Source organism: Pseudomonas sp. Leaf48, assembly GCF_001421885.1.
Classification (GTDB): Bacteria; Pseudomonadota; Gammaproteobacteria; order Pseudomonadales; family Pseudomonadaceae; genus Aquipseudomonas.
In genome coordinates this window covers 340,470-360,393 of sequence record NZ_LMLH01000012.1, presented here as the reverse complement: position 1 = coordinate 360,393, position 19,924 = coordinate 340,470, and the positions used below count along the sequence as shown (strand labels likewise).

Sequence of the window (19,924 nt, the reverse complement as noted above, 5' to 3'; positions counted from 1 at the left end):
CAGGTTGCGATCTTTTGATCCTGATCACGGAAAAAAAGATCAAAAGATCGCAGCCTGCGATAGCTCCTACAATTAAAACATCCCTTTGCGACAAGGCTGTCATCCATGATTTCGATGCAAAACTTTCAGGCCATGCTGTACCCCATTCTTGCCGGGATGCTCATGCTGGCCGTCGGCTTCAATTTTCGTGACAAGAACGCCGGTGTGTTCGCCATGTGGATCGGCATGCTGACGATTCTTGCCACCGTGGTGATCAAGATCCTCGCCAAACTCAACGAATAAAACCTCGCCCTGGCTCGCATTGATTTTGGCGGGCTCGTACACTCGGTCGATCCGCTTCCTGCGAGGTTGACCGCCTAGTGTTCGTTCGTCTGTTCGCCCTACCGTACTTATTCCTTGTCTGCCTCATGACGCTGGTGCCGCTGGCATCTGCACAGGCGGTCGGCCTGCCGGGCCTGCTCGGCAGCCAGACCAAGGCCCAGCCCGAAGCGCAAGAACCCCTGGGACAATCCCTGGATGAAGTAATCAAGTCGCTGGAGAACGACCAGCAACGCAGCAAACTGCTGGCGGACCTGAAGCAGCTGCGCGACGTCACCAACAAAGCCCAACCGCCTGCCGAAGAGGGCGTGCTGAGCCTGATTGGCGGAACCCTGACCAATCTGGAACAGAAGTTTTCCGGCGCTGACAGCCCACTCACCCGCTGGTCCAACGAGTTTGACCTGGCCGCACAAGAGTTGGCCGCGCTGGCACTGCCAGCCAATGAATGGCTGCCGATGATCTTTGCCTTCGCCATGATCCTGATGGTCTGGAGCCTGCTGGCCGCCGCGCTGATCTGGATCAGCCATCGAGTGCGCATGCGCTTCGGCCTGACCGAAGAACTGCCGCAGCACCCCAGGGCAGTGGACATGCTGCGCTTCGCCTTGCGTAAACTCGGGCCATGGCTGGTTGCCCTGGTCATCACGGTCTACATGAGCTACGCCTTGCCCTCATCCCTGGGCAAGAGCCTGGCGATGGTGTTGGCCTATGCGCTGGTCGTCGGCACCTGCTTCTCGGCCATCTGTGTGATCGCCTTCTCCCTGCTCGACGGCCCGCACCGCCATCGCGCGCTGTACATCCTGCGCCATCAGGCCTTTCGCCCGTTGTGGCTGATCGGTAGCTTCGCCGCATTCGGCGAGGCCCTGAACGATCCGCGACTGGTCAACAGCCTCGGCGTTCATCTGGCCCACACCGCTGCAACCGCCACCAACGTCCTGGCAGCCTTGTCCACGGGGCTGTTCATCTTGCGTTTCCGCCGCCCGATTGCCCACCTGATTCGCAATCAGCCACTGTCCCGGCGCCTGACCCGCCGGGCATTGAGCGACACCATCGAGATCCTCGGCACCTACTGGTACGTGCCTGCCCTTGTGCTGGTAGCCGTTTCGCTGTTCGCCACCTTCATCTCGGCCGGCGATACCAGCACCGCACTGCGCCAGTCATTGATCTGCACGGTGCTGCTAGTGCTGTGCATGGTCATCAATGGACTGGTCCGCCGCCACGCCCTCAAGCCACAACGCGGGGTCAAGCGCCATGCCTTGTATTCGGAGCGCTTGAAAAACTTCTTCTACACCATCGCCCATCTGCTGGTATGGCTGGCCTTCATCGAACTTGGCCTGCGGGTCTGGGGGCTGTCGCTGATCCGCTTCACTGAAGGCGATGGCCATGAGGTCAGCGTCAAGCTGCTCAGCCTTGCCGGCACGCTGCTGTTTGCCTGGCTGATCTGGATCCTCAGCGACACAGCGGTGCACATTGCCCTCACCCGCTCGCGCAAAGGCTTGGCCAACGCCCGCGCACAGACCATGATGCCGCTGATCCGCAACGTACTGTTCGTGGCGATTTTCATCATTGCGCTGATCGTCGCCCTGGCGAACATGGGCATGAACGTCACACCGCTGCTGGCCGGTGCCGGCGTCATCGGCCTGGCCATCGGTTTTGGCGCGCAGTCGCTGGTGGCCGACCTGATCACCGGGCTGTTCATCATCATCGAAGATTCCCTGGCCATCGACGATTATGTCGACGTCGGCGGCCACCTTGGCACAGTCGAAGGCCTGACCATCCGCACCGTGCGCCTGCGGGACATCGACGGCATCGTCCACACCATCCCGTTCAGCGAGATCAAAAGCATCAAAAACTACTCCCGTGAATTCGGCTACGCGATCTTCCGGGTGGCGGTGCCGGCCAATATGGACATCGACAACGCGATCAAACTGATGCGCGACGTCGGCCAGAAAATGCGCACCGATCCCCTGCAGCGCCGCAATATCTGGTCGCCACTGGAAATTCAGGGGGTGGAAAGTTTCGAGGCCGGCAACGCGATCCTGCGCGCCCGGTTCAAGACCGCGCCGATCAAGCAGTGGGAAGTGTCTCGTGCGTTCAACCTGTCGCTCAAACGCCATCTGGATGAGGCCGGACTGGATCTGGCGACGCCGAGGATGAGCATTCAAATGGTGGCAACAGATAACCAGATGAATAAGTAACTTCAAACGAAAAGCAGCGCGAATATTCGCGCTGCTTTCTTCACTAACCGCTGGCTCCCGATCAACCGCACTACGATCAGGAAAACACCAAATTAGAGGATAGATAACACAAGGGGAGTTGGCTTGGCTGTATATGGCTCGTCAGCCGGGTGATCCTCCCACGTTCCCTCTCCCGTTGGAACAATATAAAACACGCCTTTCTCTTCTGATTGTTCTCTGAGCTTTCGCCCGGCGATCAGGAAGTTATAAATATTATCAAGATCATCAAATCCGTCAGCGCCATCATACAATATGACCGGCGAATTACCGGCAGCGACTAAGTGCACAACTTTTTCACCTGCAGATTGATCTTTCGATAGCGGCCGCCCATCGAGATCAACGAGAGTGAACAGCGTCACTTCAGTACTAATGCAAAGATACCCTTCGCGATTTATTCCGACAAACTCTTCACTATCATTATTACCCACCGTAATCACAAATTGATTTATAAAGTTTCGGAAATGAAAAACAGTCGGCTCAGCACTTCGACGCAGAGCGCCAACCCTGCTCTTGTTAATCACTGCAACCGAATGGCCGAACGATTTAAAAACGCCTTTGAAATCCGGCTGAGATTGTTCTGCATAATCAGACATAAAAATACCTGCGAATAAAGTTATTAAAAGCCAACCATTGACTCGCAGTCAGCCTAAACAAACTTAACCCAACAAAATACCTGAAAGCACTTACTGATTATTTCAAAAAAACAAATATATAAACAGCCACTCGGATACTGGTAAAACCTAACTTACATCACATCAACCCCAACATGAATCGCATCATGTCGCCAAAACTCCAGATCACAATCAATCAACCGCTCATGCTGATCATAATTGAGCCGTGCAATCCGCAACCCCGGACTTCCTGTCGACACCCGCAACGCCGCCGCCGCATCCATCGACAATGCCGTCGGCACTATCTCGAAACGCACCCGGCCATAGTGCAAATCGTAATGCCGCGCATATAACTCGGTGATCGACTGATTCAAATCGAACTCGAGAATCCCCGGAAAGTATTGCGGATTCAGATAGTGCTCCACGTACAGCACAAGCCGCCCGTCGATCCGCCGCGCACGGCAAATCTGGATCACCCTCGACAGTGCCGGCAATTGCAGCCAGGCACAGACCGCCGCCGAGGCCGGCTGCAAGCGCGCCGAAATCATTTCGGTGGACGGCTCCCGCCCTTGGGCGCTGACCATCGCGTGAAAATGGCTGCGCTGCATCAGGTTGTAAGCCAGGCGCGGTGGCGATACGAACCAGCCCCGGCGTTCCTCGCGATAAATCTGGCCTTGAGACTCCAACTGCAACAACGCCTCACGCACAGTGATGCGCGTAGTGCCGAACAACTCACTGAGCTTGCGCTCGGCCGGCAACTTGCTGCCCGGGGCCAGCAGTCCGTGGTCGAGCTGTTCCTGGAGAACCTGGCCAATGGCTGTCACCGCCTTGGTTGCCTCATCGCGCATCAAGGTTACCTATCTGGACTAGACCAGCTCTGTTTCGGGGCAGAAGCGCACGGTAAACGGGCTCCTTTTCAGTGGTGTGTCAGCGTAGGCACTCCAGATGACCGATAGATGACAAAGCCGCCCAGCGGTCGCATTCGACCGTGCAATACGTCGGCCAAGTCAGCTGCCGGCGGGGCTTTGGCCATGGTCTACGCTTAGCAGGCCCCCAGTAATATCGAGCAGCGAAAAGCCTTGCAGGGCGACGAGCGACATCAAAGTGTCATCCAGCATCCTTAAATTGGCTCGGGTATTGCTGACCTAGACCAACATAACCGCAATCGCAGCGTTGATCACGAACCAAGGAGCTTTGGAATGAAACAGTTTCTCCTGGCATCACTGTTAGGCTCGACCATTGCAATGTGCACCGCCGCCATGGCGGCCGATGATCTGAAAACCCTGGAAGCCGCTGCGAAAGCGGAAGGCGCCGTCAACAGCGTCGGCATGCCCAATGACTGGGCCAACTGGGCCGGTACCTGGAAAGACCTGAGCGACAAATACGGCCTCAAGCACATCGACACCGACATGAGCTCGGCCCAGGAGATCGCCAAGTTCGCCGCGGAAAAAGACAACGCCAGCGCCGACATCGGCGACGTCGGTGCAGCGTTCGGCCCGATCGCGGTCAAGCAAGGGGTGGTCCAGCCTTACAAACCTTCGACCTGGGATCAGGTACCGGAGTGGGCCAAGGACAAGGACGGCAACTGGGCACTGGCCTACACCGGTTCCATCGCGTTCATCATCAACAAGAAGCTGCTGCATGGCTCCGAAGCACCGACCAAATGGGCCGACCTCAAGACCGGCAAATACAAGGTCTCCATCGGCGACGTGAGCACTGCCGCCCAAGCTGCCAATGGTGTACTGGCAGCGGCACTGGCCAACGGTGGCGACGAGAAAAACCTGCAGCCTGCCCTGCTGTTGTTCGCCGACATTGCCAAGCAAGGCCGCCTGTCGATGGCCAACCCGACGATTGCCACCATGGAAAAAGGTGAAATCGAAGTCGGCGTGGTCTGGGACTTCAACGGTTTGAGCTACAAGGCCAAGATGGCCAACCCGGATGACTACGTGGTGCTGATCCCGTCTGACGGCTCGGTGATTTCCGGTTACACCACCATCATCAACAAGTACGCGAAAAACCCGAACGCCGCCAAGCTGACCCGCGAATACATCTTCAGCGACGCCGGCCAGATCAACCTGGCCAAAGGCAACGCCCGTCCAATCCGTGCCGAGCACATCAAACTGCCGGACGAGGTGAAGTCAAAGCTGCTGCCAAACGAGCAGTACAAAAACGTGACGCCGATCAAGGACGCGGACGCGTGGGAAAAGACCTCCAAGGCACTGCCTCAGAAGTGGCAGGAAGAAGTCATTATCAATATGCAATAACCCGGTAGACCCCCACCTTGGTGATCCTATGGAGAACCAATGTGGGAGCGGGCTTGCTCGCGAAGGCGGACTGAGATTCAACACTTGTGTTGACTGACACACACCTTCGCGAGCAAGCCCGCTCCCACAGGGGAGTGGCTGCGTATTTGAAATATCTGCTCGCGGAGGTCCGCCCTATGAAACACAACGTCATCCTGGTCGTGCTCGACGGCCTCAACTACGAGGTCGCCCGCCACGCCATGGGGCACCTGCAGGCTTACGTCGGCGCAGGACGCGCGGCACTCTACAAGCTGGAGTGTGCGTTGCCGGCCCTGTCCCGCCCTCTTTACGAATGCATCCTCACCGGTGTCCCACCGATCGACAGCGGCATCGTCCACAACAACGTCTCGCGCCTGTCCAACCAGCGCAGCATTTACCATTACGCCACGGATGCCGGGTTGAAGACTGCGGCGGCGGCCTACCACTGGGTCAGCGAGCTGTACAACCAATCGCCATTCGTACCCGCCCGGGATCGTCACACCGACAACCCGCAACTGCCGATCCAGCACGGCCATTTCTACTGGAGCGATCATTACCCGGATTCGCACCTGTTCGCCGACGCCGAAAACCTGCGCCTGCGCCACGCACCGGACTTTCTGCTGATCCACCCGATGAACATCGACGATGCCGGGCACAAGCATGGCCTCGACACCCCGCAATACCGCAACAGCGCGCGCACGGCCGACATCATCCTGGCCGACTACCTGCAAGGCTGGCTCGACGCCGGTTATCAGGTGCTGGTGACCGCCGACCACGGCATGAACAACGACCGCTCCCACAACGGGCTGCTCAAGGAGGAACGCGAAGTGCCGCTGTTCGTCCTCGGCGACGCATTCAGCTTCGATTCGGGCGCCGCGCCCGCACAAACTGACATCTGCGGCACGGTCTGCGAACTGCTGGGCGTGCCTCACGACAAACCGGTGTGCCGGGAGCTTCTGAAGTGAATTCCATGACTCGCGGCAAATGGCTCGCGGCCTTGTGCCTGGTGCCATTTGCGCTGTTCTTCATTGTCTTCGAAATCGCCCCGCTGACCTGGGTCATGATCAACAGCCTGCAATCGGAAGAGTTCGGCTGGGGCCTGGCCAACTTCAAAAAAATCTTCAGTTCGAAGTTCTACCTGCAGGCGATCCAGTACAGCCTTGAGATCAGTTTCTGGTCCAGCGTATTCGGCATCCTGATCGCGGTGCTCGGTGCCTATTCTCTGCGCCAGGTCGACTCGAAGCTGCGCAATTTCGTCAACGCCTTCGCCAACATGACCAGCAACTTCGCTGGCGTGCCCCTGGCCTTCGCGTTCATCATCCTGCTCGGCTTCAACGGCAGCTTCACCATCATGCTCAAACAGGCCGGGATCATTCAGGACTTCAACCTGTACTCGAAGACCGGGCTGATCATTCTCTACACCTACTTCCAGATCCCCCTCGGCGTGCTGCTGCTCTACCCCGCCTTCGATGCCTTGCGCGAAGACTGGCGCGAGTCCGCCGCGCTGCTCGGCGCGAGCGGCTGGCAATACTGGCGGCACATCGGTTTGCCAGTGCTGACTCCGGCGCTGCTCGGGACCTTCGTGATCCTGCTGGCTAACGCACTCGGCGCCTACGCCACGGTGTATGCCCTGACCACCGGCAATTTCAACGTACTGCCGATCCGAATCGCAGCGATGGTGTCGGGGGACATTTCCCTGGACCCTAACCTGGCCAGTGCCTTGGCCGTGGTGCTGGTGGCATTGATGACCCTGGTGACCATCGTGCATCAGTTGCTGTTGAAGAGGAGTTACCATGTCTCGCGCTGAACTGGGGCCCGCCGGTGTCTATCACCGGGTTGTGGTGTACCTGCTGTTTGCCATATTGCTGCTGCCGTTGCTCGGCACGCTGGTGTACTCGATCGCCAGCAGTTGGTCGGCAACCATTCTGCCCAGCGGATTCACCCTCAAGTGGTACATCCAGCTGTGGAGCGACCCGCGTTTTCTGCATGCTTTCGGGCAATCGCTGCTGGTTTGCGTCGGTTCGCTGATCCTGTCGGTGGTGCTGATCCTGCCGCTGTTGTTCGTCGTGCACTACCACTTCCCCAAGCTCGATGCGCTGATGAACATCCTGATCCTGCTGCCCTTCGCCGTGCCGCCGGTGGTGTCGTCGGTGGGGCTGTTGCAGCTCTACGGTTCGGGGCCGTTCGCCATGGTCGGCACGCCGTGGATCCTGATCGGTTGCTACTTCACCGTGGCGTTGCCATTCATGTACCGGGCGATCACCAATAACCTGCAAGCGATCAACCTGCGCGACCTGATGGACGCCGCTCAATTACTCGGCGCCAGTACCTGGCAAGCCGCGTTCCTGGTGGTGTTGCCGAACCTGCGCAAGGGCCTGCTGGTGGCCCTGCTGCTGTCGTTCTCGTTCCTGTTCGGTGAATTCGTCTTCGCCAACATCCTCGTCGGCACCCGCTACGAAACCCTGCAGGTCTACCTCAACAACATGCGTAACAGCAGCGGCCACTTCACCAGTGCGCTGGTGATTTCCTACTTTTTCTTCGTGCTGGTTCTGACCTGGGCGGCCAATATCTTGAACAAGGACAAAAGCGAATGAGCTATGTCAGCGTCCAACATCTGCAAAAGAATTACGCCGGCACCACGGTGTTCAGCGACATCAACTGCGAAATAAACAAGGGTGAATTCGTCACCCTGCTCGGCCCGTCCGGTTGCGGCAAATCGACCCTGCTGCGCTGCATTGCCGGCCTGACCTCGGTGGATGGCGGAAAGATCCTGCTCGATGGTGTGGATATCGTGCCATTGAGTCCGCAGAAGCGTGGAATCGGCATGGTGTTCCAGAGTTATGCGCTGTTCCCCAACATGACGGTGGAACAGAACGTCGCCTTCGGCTTGCGCATGCAAAAGGTCAACGCCGACGATAGCCACAAGCGCGTCGCCGAAGTGCTGAAGCTGGTGGAGCTGCAGGATTTCGCCGCGCGTTACCCGCATCAACTGTCCGGCGGCCAATGCCAGCGTGTGGCACTTGCCCGCTCCCTCGTCACCCGGCCACGCCTGTTGTTGCTGGATGAACCCCTGTCGGCCCTGGACGCACGGATTCGCAAGCACCTGCGCGAACAGATCAGGCAGATCCAACGCGAGTTGGGCTTGACCACGATCTTCGTCACACACGATCAGGAAGAAGCCCTGACCATGTCTGACCGGATTTTCCTGATGAATCAGGGAAAGATCGTACAAAGCGGCGACGCCGAAACCCTCTACACCGCACCGGTCGATGTTTTTGCCGCCGGTTTCATCGGCAATTACAACCTGCTGGAAGCCGAGAGCGCTTCGAAGCTGTTGCAGCGCCCGATCAGCCATCGCATTGCCATTCGCCCGGAGGCCATCGAACTCAGTCTGAACGGCGAACTTGATGCGCAAGTGCGTAGCCATACGCTGCTGGGCAACGTGATCCGCTACCGGATCGAGGCCCGGGGTGTTGAGCTGGTGGTGGACGTGCTGAACCGCTCGGCGTCCGACCTGCACCCCGATGGTCAGCGCCTGGCGCTTTCGATCGATCCGACGGCCCTGTGTGAGGTAGCCTGATGACTTTGCTGATGTTGAAGAGAGAACCGCACTGATGGCACTGGCAATTTTTGATCTGGATGAAACCCTGATCCACGGCGACTGCGCCACCCTCTGGAGCGAGCAGATGGGCCGGCTGGGATGGGTCGATCCCGAGTCGTTCATGCGCAAGAACAACGAGCTGATGGACGCTTACAGCCACGGCAAGTTGCGCATGGAAGAGTACATGGACTTCAGCCTGGAGCCGATGATCGGTCGCACGCCACAGGAGGTCGAACATCTGGTCGGGCCCTGGGTGGAGGACTACATCGAGCCGATCATTTTCAGTGATGCGACCAAGACCATCGCCGCCCACCGCAAGGCCGGCGACCGGATCCTGGTGATCTCGGCGTCGGGCACGCACCTGGTCGGGCCGATCGCCGAGCGCCTGGGCATCGACGAGATACTGGCCATCGAGCTGGGAGTCGAGCACGGGGTTTACAACGGCCACACCGTCGGCACCCTGACCTACCGCGAAGGCAAGATCACCCGCTTGCTGGAGTGGCTGGATGCGCAAGAGGAAAACCTCGAAGGTGCGAGTTTCTATTCTGATTCGCGCAATGACTTGCCGTTGCTGATGAAGGTGGATTTCCCGCACGTGGTCAATCCGGACCCGGTGTTGCTGGAACACGCCGAAAAAGCCGGCTGGCCGATCCACCTCTGGAAGTAACCCGAATCCTTTGTGGGGGCTTGCCTGTGGTGAGGGGGTTTCCTGTGATTATGGGGCTTCCCTGTGGTTAAGGGTCCTCCTGTGATTAGGGGCTTCCTGTGATTATGGGCTTCCTGTGATTAGGGGCTTTCTGTGGTTAAAGGGCTTCCTGTGAATAGGGGCTTCCTGTGGTTAAAGGGCCTCCTGTGATTAGGGGCTTCCTGTGGTTAAAGGGCCTCCTGTGATTAGGGGCTTCCTGTGGTTAAAGGGCCTCCTGTGATTAGGGGCTTCCTGTGGCGAGGGGGCTTGCCCCCGTTCGGCTGCGAAGCAGTCGCAAAACCTGCTTATGCGGTTTTTCTGAAAGAATGCCGGGGAGCGCTTCGCGCTCCAACGGGGGCAAGCCCCCTCGCCACAGGCAAGCCCCCTCGCTCCAACCCCCCCTCACTCCAGCCCCCCTCACTCCAGCCCCCCTCACTCCAGCCCCCCTCGCTCCAGCCCCCCTCACTCCAGCCCCCCTCGCTCCAGCCCCCCTCACTCCAGCCCCCCTTGCAGCAGCCCCCTCACCACAGAGCTCGCACCCACAGACCCCGGGTTTTCAGCTCAGGCTTTCATCAATCACCAGTACCACCTTCCCCGCCACGGTATTGCTGGCCAGCTCGGCAAACGCTGCCTCGGCATCCTTGATCGCGAAAGTTCTGGCCAGTTGCGGGCGCAACCGTCCTTCGGCGAATAATGGCCAGACGTGCTGGCCAAGCTCACTGAACAAATCGGCCTTGAACTGATCGTCGCGACTGCGCAGGGTCGAACCCAGCAACTGCACGCGCTTGGCCAGCACCTGGGCCAGGTCCAGTTTAGCCTCGCGGCCACCCATCAGGCCGATCAGCACCCAGCGACCATCCTGGGCCAGCAGCTTGAGGTTCAGTTGCGCGTAATTGCCGCCCACCGGGTCGAGAACCACGTCGAACGGCCCCAGGTCGCTCAGGCTATCCAGGTCGCCATTGCGCACCACGCCACCCTGGGCTCCCAGCGCCTCGCAATAGGCCAGACGCTCGGCGGAACCCACACTGACCCAGCACGGATTGCCAAATGCCTTGCACAGCTGAATGGCGGCTGAACCGATTCCACTTGCACCGGCGTGCAGCAGAACTTTCTCACCCGGCTTGAGCGCAGCCAGTTGAAACAAATTCAGCCAGACGGTGGCGTACACTTCCGGCAATGCAGCTGCTTCCACAAGCGACATCCCGTCGGGAACCGGCAGCACGTGCCGCCCGTCGACGACCACCTCCTGGGCCATCCCGCCCCCGGCCAGCAAGGCGCAAACCCTGTCGCCCACTTGCCAGGACGAGCCCGCCCCGACTTCGCTGATCACCCCTGAGCACTCTAGACCGAGCACCTGGCTAACGCCGGGCGGGGGTGGGTAAAGGCCAGCTTTCTGCAGCAAATCGGCGCGATTGAGGCCCGATGCCGCCACTCGAATACGAACTTGCCCTACATCGCATGTAGGACTCGGCTCATCTACCCACGCCACTTGACCGTCAACGCCTTGCAATGCTTTCACAGTGCCTCCATAGTGAGTCTGGACTGAGCCCGAAGCTGTAGCGCCGGGCTTTTTGCATTATGCGACCGGCCCTCGTGGTACCGGCGACTTCAAAGACGGCCTAATATGCGTTATCAATTGTCCCCGCGTCGAATCAGCATGAAGCATTTGTTCCCCAGCACCGCCCTCGCCTTATTCATCGGTATCGGCCTGCTGCCGATGTCGAGCAATACATTCGCAGCCAATAGCTGGGACAAGCTTCAACCTGATCGTGACGAAGTGATCGCCAGTCTGAACGTCGTGGAGTTGCTCAAGCGCCACCACTACAGCAAGCCACCGCTCGACGATGCGCGCTCGGTGATCATCTACGACAGCTACCTCAAGCTGCTGGATCCGTCGCGCAGCTACTTCATGGCCAGCGACATCGCCGAATTCGACAAGTGGAAGACCCAGTTCGACGACTTCCTCAAAAGCGGCGACCTCAACGCCGGGTTCACCATCTACAAGCGCTACCTGGACCGCGTCAAGGCGCGCCTGGACTTTGCCCTTGCCGAGCTCAACAAGGGTGTCGACAAGATCGACTTCTCCGCCAAGGAAACCTTGCTGATCGATCGCAAGGACGCCCCTTGGCTCAAATCCACTGCAGAACTCGACGACCTGTGGCGCAAGCGCGTCAAGGATGAAGTGCTACGCCAGAAAATTGCCGGCAAGGATTCCAAGCAGATCCAGGAAACCCTGACCAAGCGCTACAAGAACCAGTTGGCGCGCCTGGACCAGACCCGTGCCGAAGACATCTTCCAGGCGTACATCAACACCTTCGCCATGTCCTACGACCCGCACACCAACTATCTGTCGCCGGATAACGCGGAGAACTTCGACATCAACATGAGCCTGTCCCTGGAGGGCATCGGCGCCGTGTTGCAGAGCGATAACGACCAGGTGAAAGTCGTGCGCCTGGTGCCCGCAGGCCCGGCGGACAAGACCAAGCAGGTCGCTCCGGCCGACAAGATCATCGGCGTTGCCCAAGGCAACAAAGAGATGGTCGACGTGGTGGGCTGGCGCCTGGACGAAGTGGTCAAGCTGATCCGTGGTCCGAAAGGCACGGTGGTGCGCCTGGAAGTGATTCCGGCGAGCAATGCGCCTAACGACCAGACCAGCAAGATCGTACCGATCACGCGCGAAGCGGTGAAGCTCGAAGACCAGGCCGTGAAGAAGTCGGTGCTGAACCTGAAACAGGACGGCAAGGACTACAAGCTCGGTGTGATCGAGATCCCGGCGTTCTATCTGGACTTCAAGGCCTTCCGTGCCGGCGATCCGGACTACAAGAGCACCACTCGCGACGTCAAGAAACTGCTGACCGAGTTGCAGAAAGACAAGGTCGACGGCGTGGTCATCGACCTGCGCAACAACGGTGGCGGCTCCTTGCAGGAGGCTACCGAACTGACCAGCCTGTTCATCGACAAAGGTCCGACCGTGCTTGTGCGTAACGCCGATGGCCGGGTCGATGTGCTGGAAGATGAAAACCCGGGCGCGTTCTACAAGGGCCCGATGGCGTTGCTGGTCAACCGCCTGTCCGCCTCGGCTTCGGAGATTTTTGCCGGCGCCATGCAGGACTACCACCGCGCATTGATCATCGGCGGCCAGACCTTCGGCAAAGGCACCGTGCAGACCATTCAGCCGCTCAACCATGGCGAACTGAAACTGACCCTGGCCAAGTTCTACCGGGTTTCCGGGCAGAGCACCCAGCATCAGGGCGTGTTGCCGGACATCGATTACCCGTCGATTATCGACACCAAGGAAATCGGTGAAAGTGCCCTGCCGGAAGCCATGCCGTGGGACACCATCCGCGCGGCCATCAAGCCTGCGGTCGATCCGTTCAAACCGTTCCTCGCCCAGCTCAAGTCCGAGCATGACGTGCGTACGGCCACGGATGCCGAGTTCGTGTTCATCCGCGACAAGCTGGCCCTGGCGCAGAAGCTGATGAACGAAAAAACCGTCAGCCTCAATGAAGTCGAGCGTCGTGCGCAACACACCGACATCGAAGCCAAGCAGCTTGCCATGGAGAATATCCGTCGCAAGGCCAAGGGCGAAGAACCGCTCAAAGAGCTGAAGAAAGAAGACGAAGACGCCATCGCGGCCGAGCCGGACAAAACCAAGCCGGAGGATGATGCCTACCTGAGCGAGACCGGGCGGATTCTGCTGGACTACCTGAAACTCAACACGGCGGTGGCCAAGCACTAAGGTACAACTTAAGGCTGACGCTTCGCAGAGCGTCAGCAAACAGTGATGGTTCTGTCGTGAGACTGGGAGCACCTCTTCAACCAAGAGCGCTCCCGGTCTTTTTTTTGGCTTCCCCAAGCAATTGCGCAATACCTGTAGGAGCGAGCATGCTCGCGATGGACCCAAGGGCGCCACGTGTAGCCAGTAAACACGCGTTATCGTCGACGACCATCGCGAGCAGGCGCGCTCCTACAGAGGGTCGCGAGCGGCCAGTTGTTTCAATTTGAGCGGAGCCAGTGGATGCCCGGCCCGGGCAGCAATCTCCCAGTACCGCGCCGCTTCAACCAGATCCGGCTGCTTGCTTGCCGTCCCCGCCAGACTGATCACGCCCATCTGATACGCCGCCTTGCCATCGCCCGCCAGCGCAGCCAGGCGCAACAAACGCACACCTTCTTCACGAGCCCCCAGGCCGACGCCGCGAAAGGCCAGGATGTGCCCATAGAAGCTCTGGGCACCGACATTGCCCAGGTTAGCCATGCGGGCGAACTGGCCTTCCAGCCAGCGCCACCCCCGTGGCTGGCGGACAAACCACGACCAGTGGAACAGCCTGCGCGCGAGCCAGTAGCCGGCTCGAGCCTTGAGTTGAAGAAACACTCAGGCCTCTGCCGATTCCGGGTATTCGTATTCAAACACCCGCACCACCTCCGAGGCGTGCCAGGAGGCCGCGGCGACACCGTCCGACGGCCCGGAAAAACGCCCGAGGCGCTCGACACATTCAAAGAAACCGGTGCGTGGCAGGCGGCTGGCGCCTTGGCTTATCACCAGCGAGCTGCGTAATGGTTGTTCGGCCTTGGCGTCCAGCGCAGCCAGATGCTCCAGGGCGGCGGTCAGGGTTTGCATGGCCGGTGTCGGCAGCTGCAAACGCTCAAGCAATGCCCGATAAGTCAGAAGATGGCGCTGGCGGCGGGCCTGATCCAGCTCGCCCAACAATCCGTCCCAGTGTTGACGACTGATGCGTACGCTCACGATTGCTCCCTCCACCCCGGCACCGTCAATTCCCAGGCCAGGCTGCGGCGAATGGCAGCGTCGGGCAGGCGTTCACCGCTTTCGATCATGGCCAGGTAAGACGGGCTGATACCTACCGTGCGGGCCAGCGCCTCAATGGCGATGCCCTTCCCTTCACGCAAACTGCGCAGTTGATCCAGACCTGGAAGATCCTGGTCGGATGCCTGGGCTTGAACCTTTGCCGCTTCTTTTGGCGGCTGCTCCTTGATCCCCGCTGCGTTCAGCAAAGCCTGATACTGAGCCCATGGCACAACCGCATATTCGGGCTCGCCTTCGCGTGTAATTATCTGAATATCCATGACTACCCCGTAGGACAACAACACTTAGCGAGTCGGCACTTTTCCTTAGAAGTGTAATCCTAACAGCGGCCAAGGTCGCGGGGGTGTTTCAATCTGTGAACAACAGGTTATCGGCTCAGTTTTTTTTCCGGCCTTCAAGGTGCAATTGCTTTGGATTTTTCGGCAGGCGCTCGACTACCGCAAGCTTCTCCGGTACTTGCCGATTGCGCCACGCCCGGAAGGCAGCCAGTTCGTCGTCGAAAACCTTCATCAGCCAGGCCAGCACTGCAATGTCATCGAGCATGCCCAAGCCTGGTATGAAGTCCGGGATCGCATCCACCGGACTGAGGAAGTACATCAGGCCTGCAACGATCGAGACCAGCGCCTTGGGACTGATAGCTCGATACTCACCGCGCCACCAGGCCAGGCAGAGCGCCTGAAACAGGCGCAAGTCATCCTTGAGCTTACCCAGGCGATTGCCCTGGCTCGCACCTTTGCTGGCGACTGCGAACAACAGGGTGGGCAAGCGCCCGCGCGCGAGAAGGCGGCCAGCCAATGGCAGAAAACGAGCGAAACTCCAGGGTGTTTTCATCATTCCTCCCGTTGAAAGGTTATCCACACAAATTGTGGATAACCTTGTGAACAGAGCTGGTTTTCACCGCTGAAAGCCACGTCCTACAAGGGCTCGCCTCAGATCGGGCGTTTTTTGCCCATCGAAAAAAACCCCATAATTTCATTGACTTGGCGGGCCCAGATGGCTAGTGCAGCTGTCCATAGTGGGTATGACTCCAGTCAGCAGCATCTGTTCGCTTTGTTTACCGTTACCGCGGGCCAGATGCAACAACGCCCCGCTTGAGCGAGGCGTTGTCATTGAAGCGGACGCTGATTACTTGGCAGCGGCGTCTTCTTTTGCCGGATCCTTGATCGCCAGCAGTTCCAGGTCGAATACCAGCACCGAGTTGGCCGGAATCGCCGGGCTCGGGCTTTGCGCGCCGTAAGCCAGCTCAGCAGGGATGTACAGCTTGTACTTCTCGCCAACGTGCATCAGTTGCAGGCCTTCGACCCAACCCGGGATCACACCGCTGACCGGCAGATCGATCGGGCTGCCGCGCTCGACGGAACTGTCGAATACGGTGCCATTGGTCAGCTTGCCGGTGTAGTGAACAGTCACTACGTCGGTAGGCTTAGGCTGAACGCCGTCGGCTTTTGTCACGACTTCATACTGCAGGCCCGAAGCGGTAGTGGTCACACCGGCTTTCTTGGCGTTTTCCTCGAGGAACTTCTTGCCAGCAGCGGCCGACTCTTCGCTCATCTTGGCCATGCGCTCTTCGGCGCGCTTTTGCAGTGCGGCGAACGCTTCTACCAACTCTTCGTCTTTGAGCTTCTGTTCTTTCTTGCCGACGGCATCTTCGATGCCCTGGGCTACAGCTTTGGAATCCAGGTCATCCATCCCTTCCTGAGCCAGGCTCTTGCCCATGTTCAGGCCGATTCCGTAGGAAGCTTTTTGCGCCGGAGTTTTCAGCTCTACACTGGTCTGCGAGTCACAACCCGCGAGTACCAGGCTAACCAGGGCTACCGCCGCCGCCAACCGATGCTGTTTCATGCTATTTCCTTGTTCATGCGCCTAAAGGGCAATCGAGTAAAGCCGCGAGCTTATCAGGCCGCCACGACCAATGGCTACCGGCATGAGAGCAGGAAATTTCCGATAAGTTCAGGTGTTTAAACGCATTTCAGGTTCGCGGGGATGAAGCTTCCTTCATCTTGCTCCGACACAAGCAAATTTCGGCGCACAAAACAAATGGGGTAATAGCCAATTGCCGCACTTTGCCGCTCAACATGACGCAGAATATACCGGCCGAAAGTCCGCTGGATTCGGGCTTTGCCAAATCCCGGACGGCAAAAAGCCCGCATAAGCGGGCTTTCTGTTTGGTGACCTGGCGTTCAGTGCTCCAGGTTACCGAATATGGCGCAGCGGACGGGACTCGAACCCGCGACCCCCGGCGTGACAGGCCGGTATTCTAACCGACTGAACTACCGCTGCGCGAAACGCTTGAAACGAATGGTGGGTGATGACGGGATCGAACCGCCGACATTCTGCTTGTAAGGCAGACGCTCTCCCAGCTGAGCTAATCACCCTTCGCTTCGTTACGGGACGCATTATGCCACAAGTTTTCGTAATGTGTTGATTTATTTGAAGTTTTTTCAAATAAATCTGAAAACCGGTGAAACGACACAACCCGCTGGAACAAGGTACAAACTTGAGGCAGAAAAAAACCCGCCTAAGCGGGCTTTTCCGTGGTGACCTGGCGTTCAGTGTTCCAGGTTACCGAATATGGCGCAGCGGACGGGACTCGAACCCGCGACCCCCGGCGTGACAGGCCGGTATTCTAACCGACTGAACTACCGCTGCGCGTAACACTGAAAACGAATGGTGGGTGATGACGGGATCGAACCGCCGACATTCTGCTTGTAAGGCAGACGCTCTCCCAGCTGAGCTAATCACCCTTCGCTTCGGTGTGGCGCGCATTCTACGGAGCGACCCCACCTCTGGCAAGCACTTTTTAAAATAATTTTCTGAGGCCTTCCAAAGGCTTAGAGAAAGGTTGGCCTATGGCACACGGAGGACAATAATGCCCCCCTTTGTATAAAGGAGAGACTTGTCCCATGTGGTTCAAAAACCTGCTTATCTATCGCCTGACCCAAGATCTGCCTGTTGATGCCGAGGCGTTGGAAACTGCACTGGCCACCAAACTGGCGCGTCCATGTGCAAGCCAGGAGTTGACCACCTACGGTTTCGTCGCGCCATTCGGCAAAGGCGAAGATGCGCCACTGGTGCACGTCAGCGGTGATTTCCTGCTGGTGTCCGCGCGTAAAGAAGAACGCATTCTGCCGGGCAGCGTCGTGCGCGACGCGGTCAAGGAAAAGGTCGAAGAGATCGAGGCCGAGCAAATGCGCAAGGTCTATAAGAAGGAACGCGACCAGATCAAGGATGAAATCATCCAGGCCTTCCTGCCCCGCGCCTTTATCCGTCGCTCGTCGACCTTTGCCGCCATCGCTCCCAAGCAAGGCCTGATTCTGGTCAACTCGGCCAGCCCGAAACGCGCCGAAGACCTGCTTTCTACCCTGCGCGAAGTGATCGGCACCCTGCCGGTACGTCCGCTGACCGTGAAAATGTCCCCGACCGCCACCATGACCGAATGGGTCACCACCCAGAAAGCCGCGGACGATTTCTTTGTGCTGGACGAGTGCGAACTGCGCGATACCCACGAAGACGGCGGCATCGTGCGCTGCAAGCGCCAGGACCTGACCAGCGAAGAAATCCAGCTGCACCTGAGCACCGGCAAGGTGGTCACCCAGCTGTCCCTGGCATGGCAGGACAAACTGTCATTCGTCCTCGACGACAAGATGGTGGTCAAGCGCCTGAAGTTCGAAGACTTGCTCCAGGATCAGGCGGAACAGGACGGCGGCGACGAAGCCCTGGGCCAGCTCGATGCCAGCTTCACCCTGATGATGCTGACCTTCGGCGATTTCCTGCCGGCGCTGGTTGAAGCGCTGGGCGGCGAAGAGACACCTCAGGGCATTTAAAGTCTTGTGATGATCAAACTGTGGGAGCGGGCTTGCTCGCGAAAGCGGAGTGTCAGTCAACATATGCACTGACTGATAAACCACTTTCGCGAGCAAGCCCGCTCCCACAATGCTTTGTGATGCTACTTAATAATAAGGATCAGGCCATGCGCGCACTGGCTGCATTGAGTCGTTTTGTCGGCAACACCTTCGCTTACTGGGTACTGATTTTCGCGGTCGTGGCGTTCCTGCAACCAACGTGGTTCATCGGCCTCAAAGGCGCCATCGTGCCGCTGCTGGGATTGGTGATGTTCGGCATGGGCCTGACGCTCAAACTCGAAGACTTCGCCGAGGTCGCCCGCCATCCGTGGCGTGTGGCCCTGGGTGTAGTCGCGCACTTCGTGATCATGCCCGGCGTGGCGTGGCTGCTTTGCCAGGCGTTCCATTTGCCGCCGGAGATTGCCGTGGGCGTGATTCTGGTCGGCTGCTGCCCAAGCGGCACTTCATCGAATGTCATGACCTGGCTGGCACGCGGCGACCTGGCGTTGTCGGTGGCCATCGCCGCCGTCACCACCCTCCTCGCTCCGCTGCTGACTCCGGCACTGATCTGGCTGTTGGCCTCGGCATGGTTGCCGGTATCGTTCATGGAGCTGTTCTGGTCGATCCTGCAAGTCGTGCTGCTGCCGATCGTCCTCGGCGTCGTGGCGCAACGCTTGCTTGGCGACAAGGTTCGCCATGCGGTGGATGTATTGCCGCTGGTGTCGGTGGTCAGCATCGTGATTATCGTCGCTGCCGTAGTAGCCGCCAGCCAGGCGAAGATAGCCGAGTCCGGCTTGCTGATCATGGCTGTGGTCATGCTGCACAACAGCTTTGGCTTTCTGCTGGGTTACTTCACCGGGCGCCTGTTCAAATTGCCACTGGCGCAACGCAAATCCCTGGCGCTGGAAGTGGGCATGCAGAATTCCGGTCTGGGCGCAGCCCTGGCCAGTGCGCACTTCTCGCCGTTGGCGGCGGTACCGAGCGCGCTGTTCAGCGTCTGGCATAACATTTCGGGAGCGCTGCTCTCGACCTGGTTCCGCCGCATGAGTGAGAAACAGGATCGGGAAACGGCTGCCCGCCAGGCCACCGACTGAGCCGGAAACTTGATCCCCGGATTAATGCTGGGCACTATATTGCGCAAACGCGGGGACGACCCCGCGGCTCGATTGAGTCATTAATCTGGGGACGACCCCGTCAAGCGATGAGGTCTTTCATGTCCTGGATCATTCTGTTTTTCGCCGGTCTGTTTGAAGTCGGCTGGGCCGTTGGCCTGAAGTACACCGACGGCTTCAGCCGCCCTCTTCCCACTGCATTGACCGTTGCGGCCATGGCTATCAGCCTTGGCCTGCTGGGCCTGGCCATGAAGGAACTGCCGCTGGGTACGGCCTATGCGATCTGGACCGGGGTGGGTGCCGTGGGTACGGTGATTGCCGGGATCATTCTGTTTGGTGAGTCGATGGCGCTGGTGCGGTTGGCCAGTGTGGCGTTGATCATTATCGGGTTGGTTGGGCTCAAGGTCAGCGCCTAGG

At 58.8% G+C, this 19,924-nt stretch carries 20 protein-coding genes and 4 tRNA genes; 12 read left to right on the top strand and 12 right to left on the bottom strand.

Annotation, left to right across the window (positions count from 1 at the left end):
* Nucleotides 1-105: 105 nt before the first annotated feature.
* Both ASE98_RS26930 and ASE98_RS11790 read left to right on the top strand, forming a co-directional pair.
* Nucleotides 106-282, top strand: coding sequence for a hypothetical protein (locus tag ASE98_RS26930; RefSeq protein ID WP_177336965.1), 177 nt, complete (start codon nucleotides 106-108; stop codon nucleotides 280-282).
* A gap of 77 nt (nucleotides 283-359) precedes the next feature.
* Nucleotides 360-2,513 (top strand): mechanosensitive ion channel family protein, encoded by a 2,154-nt coding sequence (locus tag ASE98_RS11790; RefSeq protein WP_060541532.1) that lies wholly within the window; start codon nucleotides 360-362, stop codon nucleotides 2,511-2,513.
* A gap of 92 nt (nucleotides 2,514-2,605) precedes the next feature.
* On the opposite strand, the gene ASE98_RS11785 is transcribed toward ASE98_RS11790, so the two are convergent.
* Nucleotides 2,606-3,145: a hypothetical protein gene (locus ASE98_RS11785; protein WP_060541531.1), complete on the bottom strand. Its 540-nt coding sequence runs from the start codon at nucleotides 3,143-3,145 to the stop codon at nucleotides 2,606-2,608.
* A 152-nt stretch (nucleotides 3,146-3,297) separates the two neighbouring features.
* On the bottom strand, nucleotides 3,298-4,011 hold the full coding sequence (gene phnR / locus ASE98_RS11780) for a phosphonate utilization transcriptional regulator PhnR (RefSeq protein ID WP_060541530.1): 714 nt from the start codon (nucleotides 4,009-4,011) through the stop codon (nucleotides 3,298-3,300).
* Nucleotides 4,012-4,362: 351 nt separating this feature from the next.
* Between phnR and ASE98_RS11775 the strand changes: the two genes are divergently transcribed.
* The 6 genes from ASE98_RS11775 to ASE98_RS11750 all read left to right on the top strand — a co-directional run bounded on the left by ASE98_RS11775 (nucleotide 4,363) and on the right by ASE98_RS11750 (nucleotide 9,713).
* The gene (locus tag ASE98_RS11775) at nucleotides 4,363-5,427 is read left to right on the top strand and encodes an ABC transporter substrate-binding protein (RefSeq protein WP_060541529.1); all 1,065 of its coding nucleotides are present in this window, start codon (nucleotides 4,363-4,365) and stop codon (nucleotides 5,425-5,427) included.
* 176 nt (nucleotides 5,428-5,603) lie between these two features.
* The gene (locus ASE98_RS11770; RefSeq protein ID WP_060541528.1) at nucleotides 5,604-6,410 is read left to right on the top strand and encodes an alkaline phosphatase family protein; all 807 of its coding nucleotides are present in this window, start codon (nucleotides 5,604-5,606) and stop codon (nucleotides 6,408-6,410) included.
* Between the two features lie 5 nt (nucleotides 6,411-6,415).
* Entirely contained in the window at nucleotides 6,416-7,252 is an 837-nt protein-coding gene (locus ASE98_RS11765; protein WP_162237395.1) for an ABC transporter permease, read from the top strand.
* Entirely contained in the window at nucleotides 7,239-8,039 is an 801-nt protein-coding gene (locus ASE98_RS11760) for an ABC transporter permease (protein WP_060541526.1), read from the top strand. Before ASE98_RS11765 ends, ASE98_RS11760 begins: the two co-directional genes overlap by 14 nt.
* Nucleotides 8,036-9,025 (top strand): ABC transporter ATP-binding protein, encoded by a 990-nt coding sequence (locus tag ASE98_RS11755; RefSeq protein ID WP_060541525.1) that lies wholly within the window; start codon nucleotides 8,036-8,038, stop codon nucleotides 9,023-9,025. Before ASE98_RS11760 ends, ASE98_RS11755 begins: the two co-directional genes overlap by 4 nt.
* A 34-nt stretch (nucleotides 9,026-9,059) precedes the next feature.
* A complete protein-coding gene (locus ASE98_RS11750; protein WP_060541524.1) occupies nucleotides 9,060-9,713 on the top strand; it encodes an HAD family hydrolase in 654 nt (217 codons plus the stop codon).
* A 574-nt stretch (nucleotides 9,714-10,287) separates the two neighbouring features.
* Here the strand turns inward: ASE98_RS11750 and ASE98_RS11745 are convergent.
* On the bottom strand, nucleotides 10,288-11,250 hold the full coding sequence (locus tag ASE98_RS11745; RefSeq protein ID WP_060541523.1) for a zinc-binding dehydrogenase: 963 nt from the start codon (nucleotides 11,248-11,250) through the stop codon (nucleotides 10,288-10,290).
* Between the two features lie 138 nt (nucleotides 11,251-11,388).
* Here ASE98_RS11745 and ASE98_RS11740 point away from each other — a divergent pair, with 138 nt between their 5' ends.
* Entirely contained in the window at nucleotides 11,389-13,470 is a 2,082-nt protein-coding gene (locus tag ASE98_RS11740; RefSeq protein ID WP_162237391.1) for a carboxy terminal-processing peptidase, read from the top strand.
* A 228-nt stretch (nucleotides 13,471-13,698) separates the two neighbouring features.
* Here ASE98_RS11740 and ASE98_RS11735 read toward each other — a convergent pair whose 3' ends face one another.
* The 9 genes from ASE98_RS11735 to ASE98_RS11695 all read right to left on the bottom strand — a co-directional run bounded on the left by ASE98_RS11735 (nucleotide 13,699) and on the right by ASE98_RS11695 (nucleotide 17,297).
* On the bottom strand, nucleotides 13,699-14,103 hold the full coding sequence (locus ASE98_RS11735) for a sel1 repeat family protein (protein ID WP_060541521.1): 405 nt from the start codon (nucleotides 14,101-14,103) through the stop codon (nucleotides 13,699-13,701).
* Nucleotides 14,104-14,475 (bottom strand): hypothetical protein, encoded by a 372-nt coding sequence (locus tag ASE98_RS11730; protein WP_003223109.1) that lies wholly within the window; start codon nucleotides 14,473-14,475, stop codon nucleotides 14,104-14,106. It lies immediately after the preceding gene.
* Nucleotides 14,472-14,813, bottom strand: a complete 342-nt coding sequence (locus tag ASE98_RS11725) for a helix-turn-helix domain-containing protein (RefSeq protein ID WP_060541595.1) — start codon at nucleotides 14,811-14,813, stop codon at nucleotides 14,472-14,474. Before ASE98_RS11725 ends, ASE98_RS11730 begins: the two co-directional genes overlap by 4 nt.
* A 115-nt stretch (nucleotides 14,814-14,928) precedes the next feature.
* Nucleotides 14,929-15,384 carry a YkvA family protein gene (locus tag ASE98_RS11720; protein ID WP_060541520.1) on the bottom strand — a complete coding sequence of 152 codons (456 nt, stop codon included), beginning with the start codon at nucleotides 15,382-15,384 and terminating at the stop codon, nucleotides 14,929-14,931.
* Nucleotides 15,385-15,678: 294 nt separating this feature from the next.
* Nucleotides 15,679-16,395: an FKBP-type peptidyl-prolyl cis-trans isomerase gene (locus ASE98_RS11715; RefSeq protein ID WP_060541519.1), complete on the bottom strand. Its 717-nt coding sequence runs from the start codon at nucleotides 16,393-16,395 to the stop codon at nucleotides 15,679-15,681.
* A 361-nt stretch (nucleotides 16,396-16,756) separates the two neighbouring features.
* Nucleotides 16,757-16,833, bottom strand: a tRNA-Asp gene (locus ASE98_RS11710).
* A 19-nt stretch (nucleotides 16,834-16,852) separates the two neighbouring features.
* Nucleotides 16,853-16,928: transfer RNA gene (locus ASE98_RS11705), tRNA-Val, on the bottom strand.
* 197 nt (nucleotides 16,929-17,125) lie between these two features.
* Nucleotides 17,126-17,202: transfer RNA gene (locus ASE98_RS11700), tRNA-Asp, on the bottom strand.
* 19 nt (nucleotides 17,203-17,221) lie between these two features.
* Nucleotides 17,222-17,297: transfer RNA gene (locus ASE98_RS11695), tRNA-Val, on the bottom strand.
* A gap of 159 nt (nucleotides 17,298-17,456) precedes the next feature.
* Here ASE98_RS11695 and rdgC point away from each other — a divergent pair.
* The 3 genes from rdgC to sugE all read left to right on the top strand — a co-directional run bounded on the left by rdgC (nucleotide 17,457) and on the right by sugE (nucleotide 19,923).
* Complete coding sequence (gene rdgC / locus ASE98_RS11690) at nucleotides 17,457-18,377, top strand: recombination-associated protein RdgC (RefSeq protein WP_007969735.1); 921 nt, start codon at nucleotides 17,457-17,459, stop codon at nucleotides 18,375-18,377.
* Nucleotides 18,378-18,523: 146 nt separating this feature from the next.
* Nucleotides 18,524-19,489, top strand: coding sequence for a bile acid:sodium symporter family protein (locus tag ASE98_RS11685; protein ID WP_060541518.1), 966 nt, complete (start codon nucleotides 18,524-18,526; stop codon nucleotides 19,487-19,489).
* Nucleotides 19,490-19,608: 119 nt separating this feature from the next.
* The gene (gene sugE / locus ASE98_RS11680; RefSeq protein WP_060541517.1) at nucleotides 19,609-19,923 is read left to right on the top strand and encodes a quaternary ammonium compound efflux SMR transporter SugE; all 315 of its coding nucleotides are present in this window, start codon (nucleotides 19,609-19,611) and stop codon (nucleotides 19,921-19,923) included.
* The last annotated feature ends 1 nt before the right edge of the window (nucleotide 19,924 follow it).